This is a genomic window from Parvibaculum sp. (assembly GCF_035325945.1).
Classification (GTDB): Bacteria; Pseudomonadota; Alphaproteobacteria; order Parvibaculales; family Parvibaculaceae; genus Parvibaculum.
Genome location: NZ_DAOKYX010000009.1, coordinates 74,367 through 91,294, shown reverse-complemented (window position 1 = coordinate 91,294; position 16,928 = coordinate 74,367). Strand labels below are relative to the sequence as shown.

Below are 16,928 nucleotides of genomic sequence, written 5' to 3'. Positions count from 1 at the left end.
CTGATTTGTAATCAGGGGGTCGCGGGTTCAAATCCTGCCGGGGGCACCAGTCTCTCCATCGAACATGGTCGCAAGTCGCGCCGCGCCCGTCCGGCGAGCCGGGAGCTGTCGCCAGCCCCAGTCACGCCGCTTGAGCGCTCGCACGTCCCGCAGATGGAAACTATTCCTTGCACGGATATTTGTCGGCAAGGCTCCTGCCCGCCAGTTCGACGGCCGGGCGCGCATTGAGTTCGGGATGCGTCTTCGCATAGGCGACAACCAGCGTGGAGAATTCCTCATATCTGAGAAGCTGGGGCAGGTGGAAGCAGACGCTTTCATCGCGCTTCGGCCCCAGCCGATGCAGCATCGTGGCCTGCCCCGCCTCGGTCGAGTTATAAACGGCGACCACCATGCCCGCGAGGAACTGGTTGCAGGCCGTTGCCGAAACCTCTCCCCCCTGGCTCGTATCCCGGCCGAGCGATGCCTGACAGGCCGCGACGAGATCGGCGCCGGTCTTGATGTCGACGCTCCTGCCCGGATCGGCAAGCGCGGGTGCGGCGAGCGCCGCCAAGAGCACTGGGACGGACAACAACGAAATCTGCCGGGTGAACCTGCTCATCGAAAGCTCCTGTTTCAGACGCGCCTTGACCCCCTCGGACAGTATACAGAAAAGCCGCGCCACTTTCGAGGCGCGGCTTTCGTGAAGCGGGCGTTTCCGTCAGTCCGCCGATTTTATGGTCTTGTGGAGATCCTCGGCAGCCCCCTGATCGGTGATCTGGCGGCCAAGCGCCACGACATTGGGAATCTCCTCATCCGTGAGTTCCTTCATGCGCTGCTTGCGCTGCATCGCCTTCTCGATATAGGGCGCAAGCTCCTCGGCCTTCTTCTTCTGCCGCTCGTCCTCATGCTCCTTGAACTCGGGCATGACGTCGCTGGCGAAAAGCTCGAGCGCCTCGCAGATATGCTCGTGCTTGTTGCGCCCGCCCTGCTGGATGAAGGTCACCTGATCGACGCCCGCCTCCGCAAAGCCCCGCAGGTGGCGGCGCATTTCGTCCGGCGAGCCGATGCCGCGATTGCCGCCCTCCTCAGGCAGCGAGGAGCGTGCCTTCTCGAAGGCCTCCCAGATATTGGTCCGGCCCGGCTTGTGCTCGCCGAAAATATAGTGGTGGCCGAGCGCATAGCTGAAGAAGCGGAAGCCATCCATGCCGCGCGCCTTGGCCACGGCAGAATCGTGGTGCAGCGAGAAGCCCGTGACCATCGCGACGTTCGGATTGCAGGCATGTCCGATCGGAACGCACTCTTCCTTGAAGATGCGATAGTAATCGTCGACCCACTGCTTCGCCTCTTTCGGATCTACGAAGGCGAAGGTCAGCGCGCCGATGCCGAGCCGCGCGGCGAGCTTGATCGTCTCGCGGTTGGAGCAGGCGACCCAGAGCGGCGGGTGCGGCCGCTGCACGGGCTTCGGCACGACGTTGCGGCAGGGCATCGAGAAGAATTCGCCCTGATAGCCCGGATAGGGGTCCATCGCCATCATGTTGGCGCATTGCTCCACCGCCTCGCGCCACATGGAGCGCTTCTGCGCCACCGGAATGTTGAAGCCTCCAAGCTCGAGCAGCGCCGAGCTTTCGCCCGTGCCCCATTCGACGCGGCCACGCGAGACGAGATCGAGCGTCGCGATGCGCTCTGCCACGCGCGCCGGATGATTGTAGCTCGGCGGCATCAGCGTGATGCCGTGGCCGAGCCGGATATTCTTCGTGCGCTGCGAACAGGCGGCGAGGAAAACTTCCGGCGCCGAGGAGTGCGAATATTCCTCGAGGAAGTGATGCTCCACCTCCCAGGCGTGATCTATGCCGAGCCTGTCGGCAAGCTCCACCTGATCGAGCGCATCCTGAAAGAGCTTGAGCTCATCGCCTTCGTTCCACGGACGCGGAAGCTGATGCTCGTAAAAAATTCCAAAGCGCATGGGCGCCCCTCTCCATTATTTTTGTAATTATTCAGCACACAAACGGTGTGATGCCCCCCGCGCCTCGATGCCGGGCACGGGGCACGCCGTCACGCCGCCTTCGCGAGGTCGTCCAGCGCCTCGAACTGCGCCAGAAGCGCCGCCCCGTTCGGCAGGGCGAGAAGCAGCTTGCTCACCGTCTCATGCGTCTGCGCGCGCGAGAAATCGGCCTGCGTCACCGCGTGCCAGTGCACCATGCCTTCCCAGATCGGGTCGATCATCTTCGCGCCTTCGATGGTGCCGCCATCGACCGTCTTGAAGCGGAAGCTGCGCATCTCAGAAATCGCCGTCTGGAGATAGGCGACGTGGATCGCCTCGTCCGTCCTGATGCGCTCGACCATCCTCGCCGCCTGCTCCGCATTCATGCGCCGGTCGGCGAAGTTGTCGGGATCGCGCATGACCGTGCAGCAGAAGCTGAAGAACGCCTCGGCGCGCACCTCGATCATAAGCACGTTCATGAGCAGAAGAATGAGCTGCTCGAAGCCGGCCGGAAGCTGCGGCATGAGCCTGCCCGCATCGGGCCTGCCGATGCTCTCCGGGATCTCCGGGAGCGCATAGCGATCCTTGCCGAAGAGAAGATCGCGCGTCGCGAACCACATCTGGTCATGCGCGCCATAGGTCGGATCCTTCGGGTCGCCGCCCTCGTCCATGCCATGCGCATAGAGCAGGCCCTTGTGCAGATGGCCCGTGCAGGTGTTGGACACATCGTCGGCGATGATCTGCTGGAAATCCGGCGCCTCGAACTCGCAGAGCGCCCGTCCGCGCGCCTCGATGACGCCGGTGATGGTGAGCGAATCCCAGAGCGTTTCGCCGAGGCCGTTGGCGAGCAGGAATTTCTGCTGGGCGATGTTCGGGTAGTTGCTGCGCTTCAGGAGCTGGACGGTCACGTCGATGAGCGGAAAGCCGCGGCCCGTGAGCTGATCCTGCCAGGCTTTCACCGCCGGCCAGCGATTGAGCGTGCGCGGCGAGATGTAGGTGCCGGCGGCATCGAACCCCCCATGCAGCTTGTAGCCGACTTCCTCATGCGGCTGCGCATAGGCATGCGACGCCATCAGTTCGTCGCGCGAATAGTTGAGTTTCTGCATCCCTTCCTCCCATGTCGGCCTCTTGCGGGCCGGTTTTCATTGCGTCCGGAGCGCCCGGACGAATAGCTTCGTCATGTTGTCGATGAAGATGTCGCGATCGATGTGGTCGCGCGTCGCGAAGGCGCCGCCCTGCTTGATCGCGCCGATGATGAGATATCCGGCAAGCCGTGTGTCGATGTCTCCGGCCACCGCTCCCTTGCTCTGCAACTCGTCGAGCAGTCTGGTCCAGCCTTGCGCCCAGCGCGCGGCGGGCATCTTCCGGCTCAGGTCGCCGGTCGAAAAAACCGTGACATCGGTGAGCGCGGCCGCGAGCACGCCCGGACGCTCGTCGGAATACTCGAAGATGGCGCGCAGGATTTCGCGGATGACTTCATCGAGCGCGCCGGCGCTGGCCAGATATTGCGACACGAAAACGTCGAGTTCGTTCGCCGCCTCTTCCGTGAACGCCAGGAAGCAGTCGAGCTTGTCCTCGAAATGCAGATAGAAGGTGCCGTGGCCGACGCCGGCTTCGCGCGAAATATCCTGGGGGCGCGTATCGTGATAGCCGCGCTCGACGAAAAGTTTTCTCGCGGCTGCAAGCAGCTTGCGGCGGCTTTCCATTTTCCGGCGGGAAGTGCCATTGCCCGCGCCGCTCACGCCAGCGCCAACAGCGGCTTCGTCCGCCACATCCAGAACAGGCGCCTCCTGGCTTTTTTCCCGTCTGGAGGCCGTTTCCTCCGTCACCATGAAATAATGTTCGGCATCAAGTGACAAATTGTCAACAGCTGGGCAGCGCCAACTGACAAAATTGTTAGGGTGCCGCCCCTAAACTGCCCGTTCCGCCCGGCGCGCGCCGTGAATGACGGACCAGAGCTTTTGCGGCGTCACCGGCATGTCGATGGTTTCGATACCGAGGGGGCGGAGGGCATCGATGACGGCATTGATGAACGCCGCGGGTGCGCCGACGGTCCCCGCCTCGCCCGCGCCCTTCACACCGAGAGCATTGGAGGTCGAGGGAATCTCGTTGTAGCTCACCTCGAAGAAGGGCACGTCGTCGGCGCGGGGCAGCCAGTAGTCCATGAGCGAGCCGGTGATGAGCTGGCCCGTTTCCCTGTCGAAGACGGCCTGCTCGCCCATCGCCTGGCCGAGCCCCTGCACGATGCCGCCATGCACCTGCCCGGCGACGAGGAGCGGATTGAGGATATGGCCGAAATCATCGACGGCCGTGTAGCGCGCAATGCGGAAGACGCCCGTGTCCTGATCGATCTCGACCTCGCAGATATGCGCGCCGTTCGGGAAGGTGTTGCCCTTCTGGTTATATTCGCCGTCGCCCGAAAGCTCGCCGAGATCGGCCTGACGCTCGGCGAGCCGCGCCACCGCGAAAAGGTCGATCTTGCGATCCGTGCCCGCGACGGCGAAGACGGCCTCGCCCTCTCCGCCCCGATATTCGATGTCGGCCTTGGCCGCCTCGAGTTCGTTCGCCGCGATCTCGCGCCCCTTGTCTATGAGCTTGTCGGACGCATCGCCGATCGCGCCGGTGACGAGATAGAGCGCCTTGGAGCCGCCCGTGCCCGCGCCTCCGGGCAGCACGTCGCTGTCGCCCAGATGCACCTTGATCTTTTCGATATCGAGGCCGAGCCGGTTGGCGAGGAATTGCGTCCATGCCGTCTCGTGGCCCTGCCCGTTCGTCTGCTGGCCGGTCCACACATGAACGATGCCCTTCTCGCCATCGATGGCGATGCGCGCATAATCCGACATGCCCGCCGCCGTGCGCTCGACATAGTAGCTGATGCCTATCCCGGCGAGCTTGCCCACCTTCGCCGCCGCCGCGCGGCGCGTCTCGAAGCCTGCGAAATCGGATTTCTTCAGCGCGTCGTCGAGATTGCGCGCGAAATCGCCGGAGTCGAAGGGCAGCGACGCGCCGCCCTTGTAGGGAATTTCGTTCGCCTTGATGAAATTGCGCCGCCGGATTTCATCCGTACCAAGACCAAGCTCGCGGCCCGCCTGGTCTATGATGCGCTCGATGAGATAAGAAGCTTCCGGCCTTCCGGCGCCGCGATAGGCGTCGACCGGCACGGTGTTGGTATAGACGGCACGCACGCGATTGAAGAGCGCGGGCATCTTGTAGACGCCCGCCTGCATGCCACGCGGCGCGAGCGATGGGATGAAAGGTCCGTACTGGCTCTGATAGCCGCCGAGATTGGCGATGGTCTGCACCTCGAGGCCGAGAATACGCCCGTCCTTGTCAAGCGCGAGCGCCGCTTCCGTCACATGATCCCGGCCCTGGCTGTCGGTGAGGAAGCTGTCGGAGCGATCGGCCGTCCACTTGACGGGCCGCCCGAGCTTCCTCGCGGCGAAGAGCACCAGCGGATATTCGGGATAGACGAAGGTCTTCATGCCAAAGCCGCCGCCGACATCGTCGGTGATGACGCGGAGCTTCTCCACGGGAATTTGCAGCGAATACTGGGCGATGAAATTTCTAATGCTGTGCACGCCCTGGCTCGGCGCATAGAGCGTGTAGCGGTCGGCGCCCGCATCATAGACGCCGAGCGCGGCGCGCGGCTCCATGGCATTGACCACGATGCGGTTGTTGATGAGCTTGAGCCGGGTGACGTGATGCGCGGCCTTCATCGCGTCTGCGACCGCCGCCTCATTGCCGAAGCTCCAGTCATAGGCAAGGTTCGATCCCAATTCCTCCCAGACGACAGGCGCATCCGGCGCAAGCGCGCCCGCCGTGTCGGCGACGGCGGGCAATGCTTCATAGTCGATGATGAGGAGATCGGCCGCGTCGCGCGCCTGATTGAGCGTTTCGGCAACGATGACCGCGACCGTGTCGCCTGCATAGCGCACGCGCTCGTCTGCGATGAGATGGCGCGTGGTCTTGAAGATCGGCGTCCCGTCCCTGTTCTTCAGCAGGTCGGCGGCGGGGCTCGCGATGACGCCGAGCCCTTCGCGTTTCGCATCCTCGCCCGTGAAGACGGCGAGCACGCCCGGCGCGTTCCGCGCCTCCTCCGCGTCGATCGAGGCGATCCGCGCATGGGCATGCGGCGAACGCACCATGAAGGCATGGGCTTGCCCCTCGACGGAGATGTCGTCCGTGTAGCGCCCCTTGCCCGTGATCAGCCGTTCATCCTCGACCCGCCTCATCGGTTGACCGACGCCGAACTTCACCATGACATGACCTCGTGCTTCGCAGATGGCAGATGGCGTGACATTCGTCCGCGCCCGAATTCCGATGGCGGTGATGGGGAGATGCGGTGCCGCGAGCTTCGCGCGCCGCCTCGATCCCGAATTGTGACCGGCATGACAGTCTGCCACGGGCCATACCGCGCCGCAAACCTGTCCGCATACCTGCCGGCCTGCCCACATCATTCCGTCCGGAAGGCGCGACGGAGAAATGCGCGATCCGCGTATGACGGTCTGAGGGGGCACGAGCCAAGAGGACCGAAAGACATGCACAAGCGAATTCTGGCAGGAACGGCGGCCCTGCTGCTCACCGGCATGGTGACGGCCGGAGCCCTTGCCGCAACCCCCGCACCGGCGGCGCCGAACGCCGCCGAGATGCAGAAGAAGCAGGAAAACCGGTGCGCCGATCGTACCGCGAGGATGACCGGCCGGCTCGCCTATCTCGAGGCGAAGCTGAAACCGACCGCAGACCAGCGCGGCGCCTGGACGAAATGGCGCGACACCGTGATGGCGAACGCCAAGGCCCGCGAGCAGCAATGCCTGCAAATGCCGATGCGGGCGGAACACAAGCGGCTTTCAATCGTCGAACGCCAGGCCATGCTCGAAACCACACTCTCGGTGCGGCTCGAAGCGCTCCGAGCGTCCCGGCCCGCGCTCGAGGCGCTTTACAAGACGCTGGACGACAACCAGAAGAAAATTCTGGACCGGGCCGGCGATCTCGAAAACAGCCATTTCGCGCGCGGAAAACATGCGCGCGAGCACCCCTTCGAGAACCGCCGTGGCGGATGGAACGCCTCCGGTCAGAGCACGGAAGCACCGGCGCCCGCGACGCAGCAATAAACGCGTGCGAGAGCGGCGGAGCCACGCTCCGCCGCGCCCGGCGCCGCCTGGTGTCAAACGAGATTGACGGGCACGCCGGTCAGAAACGCCTCGATGTTGCCGACCGTGGTCTCAATGATGCGCTGCACCGCCTCGCGCGTGTAGAAGGCGCTATGGGGCGTCACGATTACGTTCGGCATGTTGAGCAGAACGTGATTGGCGATGAGGCTTTTCAGATCATGCTGCCCGGCAAAGGCCGACGAGACAAGCTCGGCCTCCTCGCGGATGAGCGGCTCCTCCGGCAGCACGTCGAGCCCCGCACCCGCGACCTTGCCGCTCCTCAGGGCACGAATGAGCGCAGCTGTATCGATGAGACCGCCTCGCGCGGTGTTGATGACGACAACGCCCGTCTTCATGCGCGCGAATGCCGCTTCCGAGAGCAGATTCTGCGTTGCAGCCGTCAGCGGCACATGGAGCGAGATGACATCCGCCTCGGCCAGCAATTCGTCGAGCGGGACGAAGCGAAATCCCAGCCCTTCGGCAAGCGCGGGGTCCGGCTTCTCCTCACAGGCAATAACCTGCATGGCGAAGCCCTTGGCAATGCGGATCGCATGCCGCCCGATATGGCCCGTGCCGATAACGCCGAACGTCTTTCCCGCGAGATCAAAGCCTTCGAGCCCCTCGGGCGAGAACTGCCCCGAGCGCGTGCGGGCCACAGCCTCGGGAAGGCGGTGGCTGAGCCCCAGCAGAAGCGCGAAGACATGCTCGGCCACGGTATTCTCGCCATAAGTCGGCACGTTGCAGACGGCGATGCCATGCGCCCGGCAATAGTCGAGGTCGATATGGTCATATCCCGTCGAGCGCGTTGCAATGAGCTTGAGCCGCTTCATCTGGTCGAGGACCACCGCGTCGAGGGTGGAATAGATGAAGACGGAAACGATCTCCGCATCGGCCGCGACAGCGGCATTGGCCACGCTCACGCCCTCGGCGAAGAGCTGCACCCGATGCGCAGGCTTGAGCCGGTCGAACGGAACAGCCTCGCGCGTCTCGGCCTCGAAGACGGCGATCGTCACTCGGCCGCCCTGGCATGGGGCGCGACGGGCTCGAGCACCTTGCCCGGATTGAGAATGCCCTTCGGATCGAGCGCGGCCTTCAGCGTCTGCATCAGCGCCACTTCTTCCGGCGAGCGCGACCAGCCGAGATAGGGCCGCTTCTCAAGCCCGATGCCGTGCTCGGCCGAGACGGAGCCGCCACGCTTTCTGAGCGCGCCGTAAACCACCGCCTCCACCGCCTTGCGGCTCTCCGGCGTGTGCTCGCTGATCGTACCCGGAATGACGTGCAGATTGCCGTCGCCGAGATGGCCAAAGACCATCAGCGTATGCTGGGGCCATTTCGCCTTCAGCCCCTCGCGGACCTCGGCGATATAGCCATCCATATCCGCGATCTTGAGGCTCACATCGAAGGTAAAGATCGGCCAGTTGCGCCCGACCTGCCCCACATCGTCGCGCAGCGCCCACATCTGGCTGCGCTCGTCCTGGTTCTTCGCGATGACCGCGTCCGAAACCTCGCCCGTCTCGAGCGCCGCCATCAGCGCCTTCTCGAAGCGCGCGGAATCCTCCGCCTGATCCCCGCCCATGGATTCCACGAGCACGTAATAGGGATGGCCATAAGGGAGCGGCGGCTTGCCCTTCGCCGGTTCCGACGTCACGAGCTTGTAGAAATCGGCCCACATGACCTCGAAGGCCGACAGCGTGCCACCAAGCGCGCGCTCCATATGGCGCAGGAATTTCGGTAGCTGCTCAAAGCTCTCGACCGAGACGAAGGCCGTGTCCTGCGACATGGGCTTCGGCCGCAGCCGCAGCACGGCGCGCGTGACGACGCCGAGCGTTCCCTCCGAACCGATGAAGAGCTGCTTCAGATCGTAGCCGGCATTGTTCTTGATGAGATGGTTGAGCGAGGACATGACAGTGCCATCGGCCAGCACGGCTTCGAGGCCGAGCACCATGTCGCGCATCATGCCGTAACGGATGACGCGATTACCGCCCGCATTGGTCGAAATATTGCCGCCGATAGTGGCCGAGCCGCGCGCGCCGAGGTCGAGCGGGAAAAGCGCGCCCTTGGCGTCCACCGCCTCGCAGAAGCTCTGCAACACACAACCGGCCTGCACCGTCGCCGTGCCGCCCGCGACGTCGATCTCCTCGATCCTGTTCATGCGTTCGAGCGACAGCGCCAGATGCCCGTCCGCCTCTCCACCTTCGACGAGGCCGGTCTTGCCGCCCCATGGCACCACGGGTTCCCCGGCTGCATGACAGAGTTTCAGGATCGTCGAGACGTCCGCGGTCGAGGCCGGACGCAGAACGGCGCGCGGCGTGCCGAGCCTGCTCCATCCGCCTTGCGCCTTCTCCGCCGCCTCTGCGCCCTCGAGCACGCTGCCCGGCCCGAGAGCCGCCTTCAGTTTCGCGATGAGATCATCCGTCGGTCCGGCCATGAGCGCTCTCCCCGGGGTTCATATGCAGGCAGTATAATCGCCTCTCGCCCCTCTCCCCAATTTCTTTCCTTTGATATGGGCAGGCTGTTATAGGCGGGCGCGGCGCGTACTCATCGCGCGCCTCACCTCGTCAGCACACGTCCCACCGCCTGCTGCCAGCGCCCGTAGCGGCGAGTGCGCTCGTCCTCCACCATTTGCGGCTCGAAGGCACGCTCGCACTGCCAGTTGCGCGCGACATCCCCGGTCCCGCCATAAAATCCGACCTGCATGCCGGCGAGATAGGCCGCGCCGAGCGCTGTCGTCTCGATGACGGCGGGCCGCTCGACGGGCGCGCCGAGAATGTCGGTCAGGTTCTGCATGAACCAGTCATTGGCCACCATGCCGCCATCGACGCGGAGCGCCTGCGGGCTTTGCAGCCCGGCCGCCTTCATGTCGGCCGCCATCGCCTCCATGAGATCGCGGGTCTGGAAGGAAACGGATTCGAGCGCCGCGCGCACGATCTCGGCCGCGCCGGTGTCGCGCGTCATGCCGAAAAGCGCCGCCCGCGCATGCGGGTCCCAATAGGGCGCGCCGAGCCCGGTGAAGGCGGGCACCAGCACGACGGGCGAATTGGGATCAGCGTCCTCGGCGAGCCGCTCGCTCTCGGCGGAATTGGAAATGAGCCGCATCTCGTCGCGCAGCCATTGCACGATGGCGCCCGCCATGAAGATCGATCCTTCGAGCGCATATGCGGTCTTGCCGCCGAGCCGGTAGGCGACCGTGGTGAGCAGCCTGTTGGCGCTCGCCACCTGCCGCTCGCCCGTATTGAGCATGGCGAAGCAGCCCGTGCCATAGGTCGATTTCATCAGCCCCGGCTCGAAGCACGCCTGACCCACGGTCGCCGCCTGCTGGTCGCCCGCGACGCCCGCCACCGCGATCTCGGCGCCGAAGAGCGACTTCTCCGTGCGGCCGAAATCGGCGCAGCAATCCTTTACCTCGGGCAGAAGGGCGCGGGGAATGCCGAGCCAGCCGAGAATTTCATCGTCCCAGTCTTGCGTGCCGATATTGAAGAGCAGCGTGCGCGAGGCGTTGGTCGCGTCGGTCACATGCGCCTTGCCACCCGTGAGCTTGTAGACGAGCCAGGAATCGACGGTGCCGAAACAAAGCTCGCCCTTCTCCGCCCGCTTGCGCGCATCGGGCAGATGGTCGAGCAGCCAGGCCAGCTTGGTGCCCGAGAAATAAGGATCGAGCAGCAGCCCCGTCTTCGCCTGAACGGCCGCCTCCCGCCCCTCCGCCTTCAGCCGGGCGCACATATCGGCCGTGCGGCGATCCTGCCAGACGATCGCGTTGTGGAGCGGCTTGCCCGTGGCGCGCTCCCAGAGCACGGTCGTCTCGCGCTGATTGGTGATGCCGATGGCGGCGATGTTCTCCGCATGCGTTCCGGCGGTGAGCAGCCCGCGACAGACCTCGAGCGTCGCCTTCCAGATTTCCTCCGGGTCGTGTTCCACCCATCCATCCTGCGGATAGATTTGCCGAAGTTCCGTCTGGCGCACGCGCATGGGCGAGCCCGAGCGGTCGAACAGGAGCGCCCGCGTGCTCGTCGTGCCCTGATCGATGGATAGAATGTAGTGCGCGCCCGCCATATGCCTTTCCCCCTCTTTCAGCGTGGAGAGGCTAGCCTGCCGCCCGCGATTGAAAAACCGCTTTCTCGACATGGCTTCCGATCCGGCAGCGCCCGCACCCGCCAAGCCGGTCGAAATGCCGCACGCCCGGTGCTATATATGACCCATGACCGTCGAACCGCGCATCGGCACAGTCGGCCCCGCCATGATCGATCCCTTCGGTCGGGCGGTGACCTATCTGCGCGTCTCGGTGACGGATCGGTGCGACTTCCGCTGCACCTATTGCATGTCGGAGCATATGACCTTCCTGCCGAAGCGCGACCTGCTGACGCTGGAGGAGCTTGACCGCGTCTGCTCGGCCTTCATTCGCAAGGGCGTGCGCAAGCTCCGCCTCACGGGCGGCGAGCCGCTCGTCCGCCGCGACATGATGACCCTTGTCCGCAGCCTCGGCCGCCACCTCGCGACAGGCGCGCTCGACGAGCTGACGCTGACGACCAATGGCAGCCAGCTTGCCCGCTTCGCCGACGATCTCGCGGCCGCGGGCGTTCGCCGCGTCAATGTCTCGCTCGATACGCTCGATGCGGACCGCTTCGCAAGGATCACGCGCTGGGGCCGGCTGGAGCAGGTTCTGGAAGGGATCGAGGCTGCGACCCGCGCGGGCCTCAAGGTCAAGATCAATACCGTCGCGCTCCGAAACGAGAACGAGGCGGAAATTCCCTCGCTCATCGAATGGGCGCATGCGCACGGCCACGACATCACGCTGATCGAGACGATGCCGCTCGGCGATATCGACGAAGACCGCACCGACCAGTATTTGCCGCTCTCGCTCGTCCGGTCACGGCTTGAGGAACGCTGGGCGCTCGAAGACCTGCCCGACCGCACGGGCGGGCCTGCGCGTTATGTCCACATCCGCGAGACGGGCGGACGCCTCGGCTTCATCACGCCGCTCACCCATAATTTCTGCGAGAGCTGCAATCGCGTGCGCCTCACCTGCACAGGCACGCTCTATATGTGCCTCGGTCAGGCCGATGCCGCCGATCTGCGCGCGCCCGTGCGCGCAAGCGCGGAAGACGCGCTGCTCGACGCGGCCATAGACGAGGCGATCTCCCGCAAGCCCAAGGGCCATGATTTCGTCATCGACCGCGAACACAAGCGCCCCGCCCTGCGGCGTCACATGTCGGTGACCGGCGGCTAGAGCTTCACCTGCCTGCGCGCCCAGTCGAGATAATCCGCATGCCCCCCGTCGATCGGCAGCAGCAGAAAGGCGGGCATGTCATAGGGATGGAGCTTTCGCGCCTCCGCGATCGTCTCCTCGGCGATCGCCCGCCTCGTCTTGATGAACATGGCGACCTCTTCCGCGCGCTCCACCTCGCCCTGCCATTCGTAGACGGATATGACGCCGGGATAGATGTTCGCGCAGGCCGCAAGCCGCGACTCGACGAGCGCCTGCGCCATTTCCTCGGCGCTCTCGACATCCGGCAAGGTCGTATAGACAAAGACAAATTCGGAGCCTGTCCCGGCCGTCTCGCTCATATGCGTCTCTCCTGCTCCGGGCCAAGCCGGCCCCGGATCGATGCTTTGCGTCCGGGAGCACTCTAGCCTATATCTTGCCAGTCTTTCCGGCCGCTGGCTGGCGATGTTGCCCGATGCGCCCGATGGAACGAGGCGGATGAAGTTCAACAGGATCGCATTCGTGGCGACCGACGTGCCGGAGGCACAGGAGGCGCTGAAGCTGCTGACGGAGCGCTATGGCAATGCCGCGCCGGCCGATGCCGATGTCATCGTGGCGCTGGGCGGCGACGGGCTCATGCTCCAGACGCTGCACAAGCACATGCATCGCGGCATCCCGATCTACGGCATGAACCGTGGCTCGGTCGGCTTTCTCATGAACGAGTATCGCGAGAGCGACCTCCCCCTGCGGCTCGAGGCGGCGGACATCGTGCGCCTTCACCCCCTGCGCATGAACGCGACGCTGGCGAACGGCTCTGAGCATCAGGCGCTCGCCATCAACGAAGTCTCGCTTCTGCGCGAAACGGCTCAGGCCGCCAAGATACGCATCTTCATCGACGACAAGCTGCGCATGGAGGAACTGAGCTGCGACGGCGTTCTCGTCGCGACGCCCGCGGGCTCCACCGCCTATAATCTGTCGGCGCAGGGCCCCATCATTCCCATCGACGCCGCATTGCTCGCGCTGACGCCGATCAGCGCCTTCCGCCCGCGGCGCTGGCGCGGCGCGCTGCTCTCGCACCGCGCCAAGGTGCGCTTCGAGATTCTCGAGCCCGAGAAACGCCCGGTCAGCGCCGTCGCCGACCATCGCGAATTCCGCGATGTCATCGACGTGCGCGTCGAGGAAGATCCCGCCATCGACCTGCTGATGATGTTCGATCAGGGCCACAGCCTCGACGAACGCATCCTGACCGAGCAGTTCCTGCACTGAAAAGGCAGGCGCTTCTCAGGCGCGAATGTTCGACAGCGGCTCCTCGGTGACGTCGTAATCAGCTTCAGACGGGATCGCCAGCACCGGCCCGCTCTCCTTCTGCACGATCTTCGGCTCGACCGTGACGATGCGCGAGCGCCGCGCCGTCTCGATGGCGTCGCTGACGCAGGAGAACCGACCGAGCTTCTGCACGTTGACCCGCGTCGGGAAGATGATCGTGCGCTTTCCTTCTTCGGCCTCGCGCACGGCGTCCGAGGGGCGGATCCAGACCGAGTCGACCGATTCATGCCCGTCATGCAGCGCCAGATGATCGGCAGGCGCGGCGGTCACATAGAAGCGCGTATCGAAGCGCTTCGGCATCATGTTGGGCGTGATCCAGTGCGCGAAGGGCGTCAGCAGATCGGCCGCGAGCCGCAGCCGCTCCTCCGCCAGCATGTCGCCAATGCCGATCTCGCCCTTGTTGAGCCTGTCGCGATGGCCCGCGAGCGAGGAAAGCTGCGCCGCATTGACGAGCGCATTGGTCCGCTCGCTGCGCGCAAGCAGAACGCCGCATTCCTCATAAGCCTCGCGGATGGCCGCGACCCGCATCGAGAATTCCCAATCGTCGAGCCCGTCGAGCCCATCGACCCGCGACCGCACGCGGTCGTCCATGTCGCGCGGATCGACCTTGCCACCCGGAAACACGAGCGCGCCCGAAGCGAAGTCGATCTGGTGATGGCGCACCACCATGAAGACCTCGAGCCCCTGCACGCCATCCCGGACGAGCAGAATCGTGGCCGCCGGTATGAGCTTGTCGCTCGCTGGATTGGACATTCGGCTTCTCCCTGTTTCGTTTTCTTACGGTTTGTCGGGATTGTCCGCGAATTCTTTACCGGGAGGCAACGCTAATTCAGATGCCGGGGCGAGATTAAGAAGACCTAAACTCGCGATCTCGCACAGTCGAATATGCGCAGCCCTTTTCGCGCGGGCGAACCCTTGTTTGGTTTCAAGATGTACAGCAGTTCGTTTCGGCTGACCAATCGGGACATTGATCTGGCCTTCGAGGCCGGCCACCTGCATCTCGTCTTCCAGCCGAAGATCGCGCTCGCCACGGGCCGCGTTCTCGGCGCGGAGGCCTATGTCCGCTGGCAGCATCCCGAATACGGGCTGATGCCGCCGGGGCTCTTCCTTTCCTTCTTCGACCGGCGCGAACGCAGCGGCGACCTGGCTCGTTTCGTCGCCGGTGCGGCCGCCGACACGATCCTCGAATGGCGCGGACGCGGGCAGAGCTGGCCTGTCTCCATCAACCTCTCCGGAAGCGATCTCGCCGACCCGATGCTCGCAGGCGCGCTCGACGCGATCATGAACGAGCGCGGCCTCGATCCGGATTGCCTCACCATCGAAGTGCCAGAAGCCGTCTTCGCGCGCCACGCCGAGGATGCGGTGGAGACGATCCGCGAGTTCCGCCGCTTCGGCTTCCGTACGGCGCTCGACGGCGGCGGCGCCTTCATCGTGCCCTCGCGCTTCATCGCGCCGGACCATTTCAACGAGATCAAGATTTCCGGCGGCGCCATCATCCGCTTCGCGCGCCGCCTGAGCCAGTCGGGCCTCGGCTTCATTGGCAAGCGCGTCTCGCTCGCCGCCTCGCACGGCCTCGACGCAACGGCCGTGGGCGTCGAGGACGAGACGACGCTGTCCTCGCTCGCCGCCCTCGGCTTTACCGCCGCTCAGGGCACCCATATCTGCAGCCCGCGCGAGGCGGCGGAGCTTGCCGGCTGGTCCTTCGCGCAGACGCTTCGCCACGACTTCGAGGAAGCGGCGGCCGAAGACGCGCTCGACGAATTGCTGCTGACCGAGGCGATCGAAGACGAGCCCGCAGAGCCCGCCATCGCGCTCGGCGATCCCGGCATCGAGCTCGACTACGAGACGCTCGAACTCGCCATTCCAGGCACGGACGACGTGCCTGTGCCGGTGTCGTCGCTCGACATCGTCTGCATCTTCCCCGGCCGCAGGCTCATCGCGCTCTTGCGTCGGCCGACCTATCGCGGCCGCAGGCTTCCGGGCATCGAACGGCCGATCCGCATGCGCGTGCGCCGCCCGAAGGCGAAACGCAAGAAGACGAAGAACTTCCTGCTCCGGGCGCTCGGCTTCTAGACCCGCTCGATCACCATCGCGATGCCCTGCCCGACGCCGATGCACATGGTGGCGAGCGCATAGCGCACCTGCCGCTCATGCAGCTCCTGCGTCGCGGTCGCCACGAGCCGCGCGCCGCTCATGCCGAGCGGATGGCCGAGCGCGATCGCGCCGCCATTGGGGTTCACATGCTCGGCATCGTCCGGCAGTCCGAGATCGCGCATGACGGCGAGCCCCTGCGCGGCGAACGCCTCGTTGAGTTCGATGACGTCGATGTCGCCGATATTGAGGCCGGCCTTTTCGAGCACCTTGCGCGTCGCGGGCGCAGGACCGATGCCCATGATGCGCGGCGGCACGCCTGCGGTCGCCATGGCGACGATCCGGGCGCGCGGCGTCAAGCCATGAGCCTCGACGGCCTCGCCGGAGGCGACGATCATCGCGCAGGCGCCGTCATTGACGCCGGAGGCGTTGCCCGCCGTCACCGTTCCGCCCTGGCGGAAGGGCGTGGGCAGTTTCGTCAGCGCCTCGAGCGTCGTGTCGGGGCGGGGATGCTCGTCTTCCGAGACGACCTTCTCGCCCTTCTTCGAGGGGATGGTGACGGGCACGATCTCCTTCGCCAGCCGGCCGGAAGCGATCGCCCTGCCCGCGCGCTGCTGGCTGCGCAGCGAGAAGGCGTCCTGATCCTCGCGCGAAATCTGGAATTCCTCGGCGACATTCTCCGCCGTCTCCGGCATGGAGTCCGTGCCGTACTGACGCTGCATCAGCGGATTGACGAAGCGCCAGCCGATCGTCGTGTCATAGATATGCGCGTCGCGCGAAAAGGCGCTCGCGGCCTTGCCCATGACAAAGGGCGCGCGAGACATGCTCTCCACGCCACCCGCGATCATGAGATCGACCTCGCCCGACTTGATGGCGCGGGCCGCCGTGCCCACCGCATCCATGCCCGAACCGCAAAGGCGGTTGATCGTCGTGCCGGGCACCGTGTCGGGAAGGCCCGCCAGCAGCGACGACATGCGCGCCACGTTGCGGTTGTCCTCGCCTGCCTGATTGGCGCATCCGAACACCACATCGTCGACGCGGCTCCAGTTGATCGACGGATTGCGCGCCATCAGCGCCATGATCGGTACGGCGCCGAGATCGTCCGCACGCACGCCCGACAACGCTCCCGCATAGCGGCCGATTGGCGTGCGGACCGCATCGCAGATGAAAGCTTCACGCATGGTGTGAGACATGATCCTGA

At 65.1% G+C, this 16,928-nt stretch carries 15 protein-coding genes; 4 read left to right on the top strand and 11 right to left on the bottom strand.

The window, feature by feature from the left end; all coding sequences use genetic code 11:
• Positions 1-160 precede the first annotated feature (160 nt).
• The 5 genes from PKA57_RS07005 to PKA57_RS06985 all read right to left on the bottom strand — a co-directional run bounded on the left by PKA57_RS07005 (position 161) and on the right by PKA57_RS06985 (position 6,219).
• Positions 161-598 (bottom strand): Rap1a/Tai family immunity protein, encoded by a 438-nt coding sequence (locus PKA57_RS07005; protein WP_324298905.1) that lies wholly within the window; start codon positions 596-598, stop codon positions 161-163.
• Positions 599-697: 99 nt separating this feature from the next.
• On the bottom strand, positions 698-1,942 hold the full coding sequence (locus PKA57_RS07000) for an LLM class flavin-dependent oxidoreductase (RefSeq protein WP_324298903.1): 1,245 nt from the start codon (positions 1,940-1,942) through the stop codon (positions 698-700).
• An 89-nt stretch (positions 1,943-2,031) separates the two neighbouring features.
• On the bottom strand, positions 2,032-3,066 hold the full coding sequence (locus PKA57_RS06995; RefSeq protein ID WP_324298901.1) for a hypothetical protein: 1,035 nt from the start codon (positions 3,064-3,066) through the stop codon (positions 2,032-2,034).
• Between the two features lie 36 nt (positions 3,067-3,102).
• On the bottom strand, positions 3,103-3,819 hold the full coding sequence (locus PKA57_RS06990) for a TetR/AcrR family transcriptional regulator (protein WP_324298899.1): 717 nt from the start codon (positions 3,817-3,819) through the stop codon (positions 3,103-3,105).
• 51 nt (positions 3,820-3,870) lie between these two features.
• Entirely contained in the window at positions 3,871-6,219 is a 2,349-nt protein-coding gene (locus PKA57_RS06985) for a xanthine dehydrogenase family protein molybdopterin-binding subunit (RefSeq protein WP_324298897.1), read from the bottom strand.
• A 279-nt stretch (positions 6,220-6,498) separates the two neighbouring features.
• Here PKA57_RS06985 and PKA57_RS06980 point away from each other — a divergent pair, with 279 nt between their 5' ends.
• Positions 6,499-7,071, top strand: a complete 573-nt coding sequence (locus PKA57_RS06980; RefSeq protein ID WP_324298895.1) for a Spy/CpxP family protein refolding chaperone — start codon at positions 6,499-6,501, stop codon at positions 7,069-7,071.
• Positions 7,072-7,124: 53 nt separating this feature from the next.
• Here the strand turns inward: PKA57_RS06980 and PKA57_RS06975 are convergent, their stop codons facing one another.
• From PKA57_RS06975 to glpK, 3 genes are all read right to left on the bottom strand, one after another.
• Positions 7,125-8,123 (bottom strand): hydroxyacid dehydrogenase, encoded by a 999-nt coding sequence (locus tag PKA57_RS06975; protein WP_324298893.1) that lies wholly within the window; start codon positions 8,121-8,123, stop codon positions 7,125-7,127.
• Positions 8,120-9,538 carry an FAD-binding oxidoreductase gene (locus PKA57_RS06970; protein ID WP_324298891.1) on the bottom strand — a complete coding sequence of 473 codons (1,419 nt, stop codon included), beginning with the start codon at positions 9,536-9,538 and terminating at the stop codon, positions 8,120-8,122. The genes PKA57_RS06975 and PKA57_RS06970 overlap by 4 nt, the downstream gene beginning before the upstream one ends.
• Before the next feature lie 122 nt (positions 9,539-9,660).
• Positions 9,661-11,160 (bottom strand): glycerol kinase GlpK, encoded by a 1,500-nt coding sequence (gene glpK, locus PKA57_RS06965; RefSeq protein WP_324298889.1) that lies wholly within the window; start codon positions 11,158-11,160, stop codon positions 9,661-9,663.
• A 145-nt stretch (positions 11,161-11,305) separates the two neighbouring features.
• On the opposite strand from glpK, the gene moaA reads away from it, so the two are divergent.
• Positions 11,306-12,334 carry a GTP 3',8-cyclase MoaA gene (moaA, locus tag PKA57_RS06960; RefSeq protein ID WP_324298887.1) on the top strand — a complete coding sequence of 343 codons (1,029 nt, stop codon included), beginning with the start codon at positions 11,306-11,308 and terminating at the stop codon, positions 12,332-12,334.
• Here moaA and cutA read toward each other — a convergent pair.
• Positions 12,331-12,672: a divalent-cation tolerance protein CutA gene (gene cutA, locus PKA57_RS06955; protein ID WP_324298885.1), complete on the bottom strand. Its 342-nt coding sequence runs from the start codon at positions 12,670-12,672 to the stop codon at positions 12,331-12,333. The two genes, moaA and cutA, sit on opposite strands and share 4 nt — an antisense overlap.
• A 136-nt stretch (positions 12,673-12,808) precedes the next feature.
• Here cutA and PKA57_RS06950 point away from each other — a divergent pair, with 136 nt between their 5' ends.
• On the top strand, positions 12,809-13,576 hold the full coding sequence (locus tag PKA57_RS06950; protein ID WP_324298883.1) for an NAD kinase: 768 nt from the start codon (positions 12,809-12,811) through the stop codon (positions 13,574-13,576).
• Positions 13,577-13,591: 15 nt separating this feature from the next.
• Here the strand turns inward: PKA57_RS06950 and PKA57_RS06945 are convergent, their stop codons facing one another.
• A complete protein-coding gene (locus PKA57_RS06945) occupies positions 13,592-14,389 on the bottom strand; it encodes an NUDIX hydrolase (RefSeq protein WP_324298881.1) in 798 nt (265 codons plus the stop codon).
• 177 nt (positions 14,390-14,566) lie between these two features.
• On the opposite strand from PKA57_RS06945, the gene PKA57_RS06940 reads away from it, so the two are divergent.
• Positions 14,567-15,709 (top strand): EAL domain-containing protein, encoded by a 1,143-nt coding sequence (locus PKA57_RS06940; RefSeq protein WP_324298879.1) that lies wholly within the window; start codon positions 14,567-14,569, stop codon positions 15,707-15,709.
• Here PKA57_RS06940 and pcaF read toward each other — a convergent pair.
• Entirely contained in the window at positions 15,706-16,908 is a 1,203-nt protein-coding gene (gene pcaF, locus PKA57_RS06935; RefSeq protein ID WP_324298877.1) for a 3-oxoadipyl-CoA thiolase, read from the bottom strand. The genes PKA57_RS06940 and pcaF overlap by 4 nt on opposite strands.
• Positions 16,909-16,928: the final 20 nt, after the last annotated feature.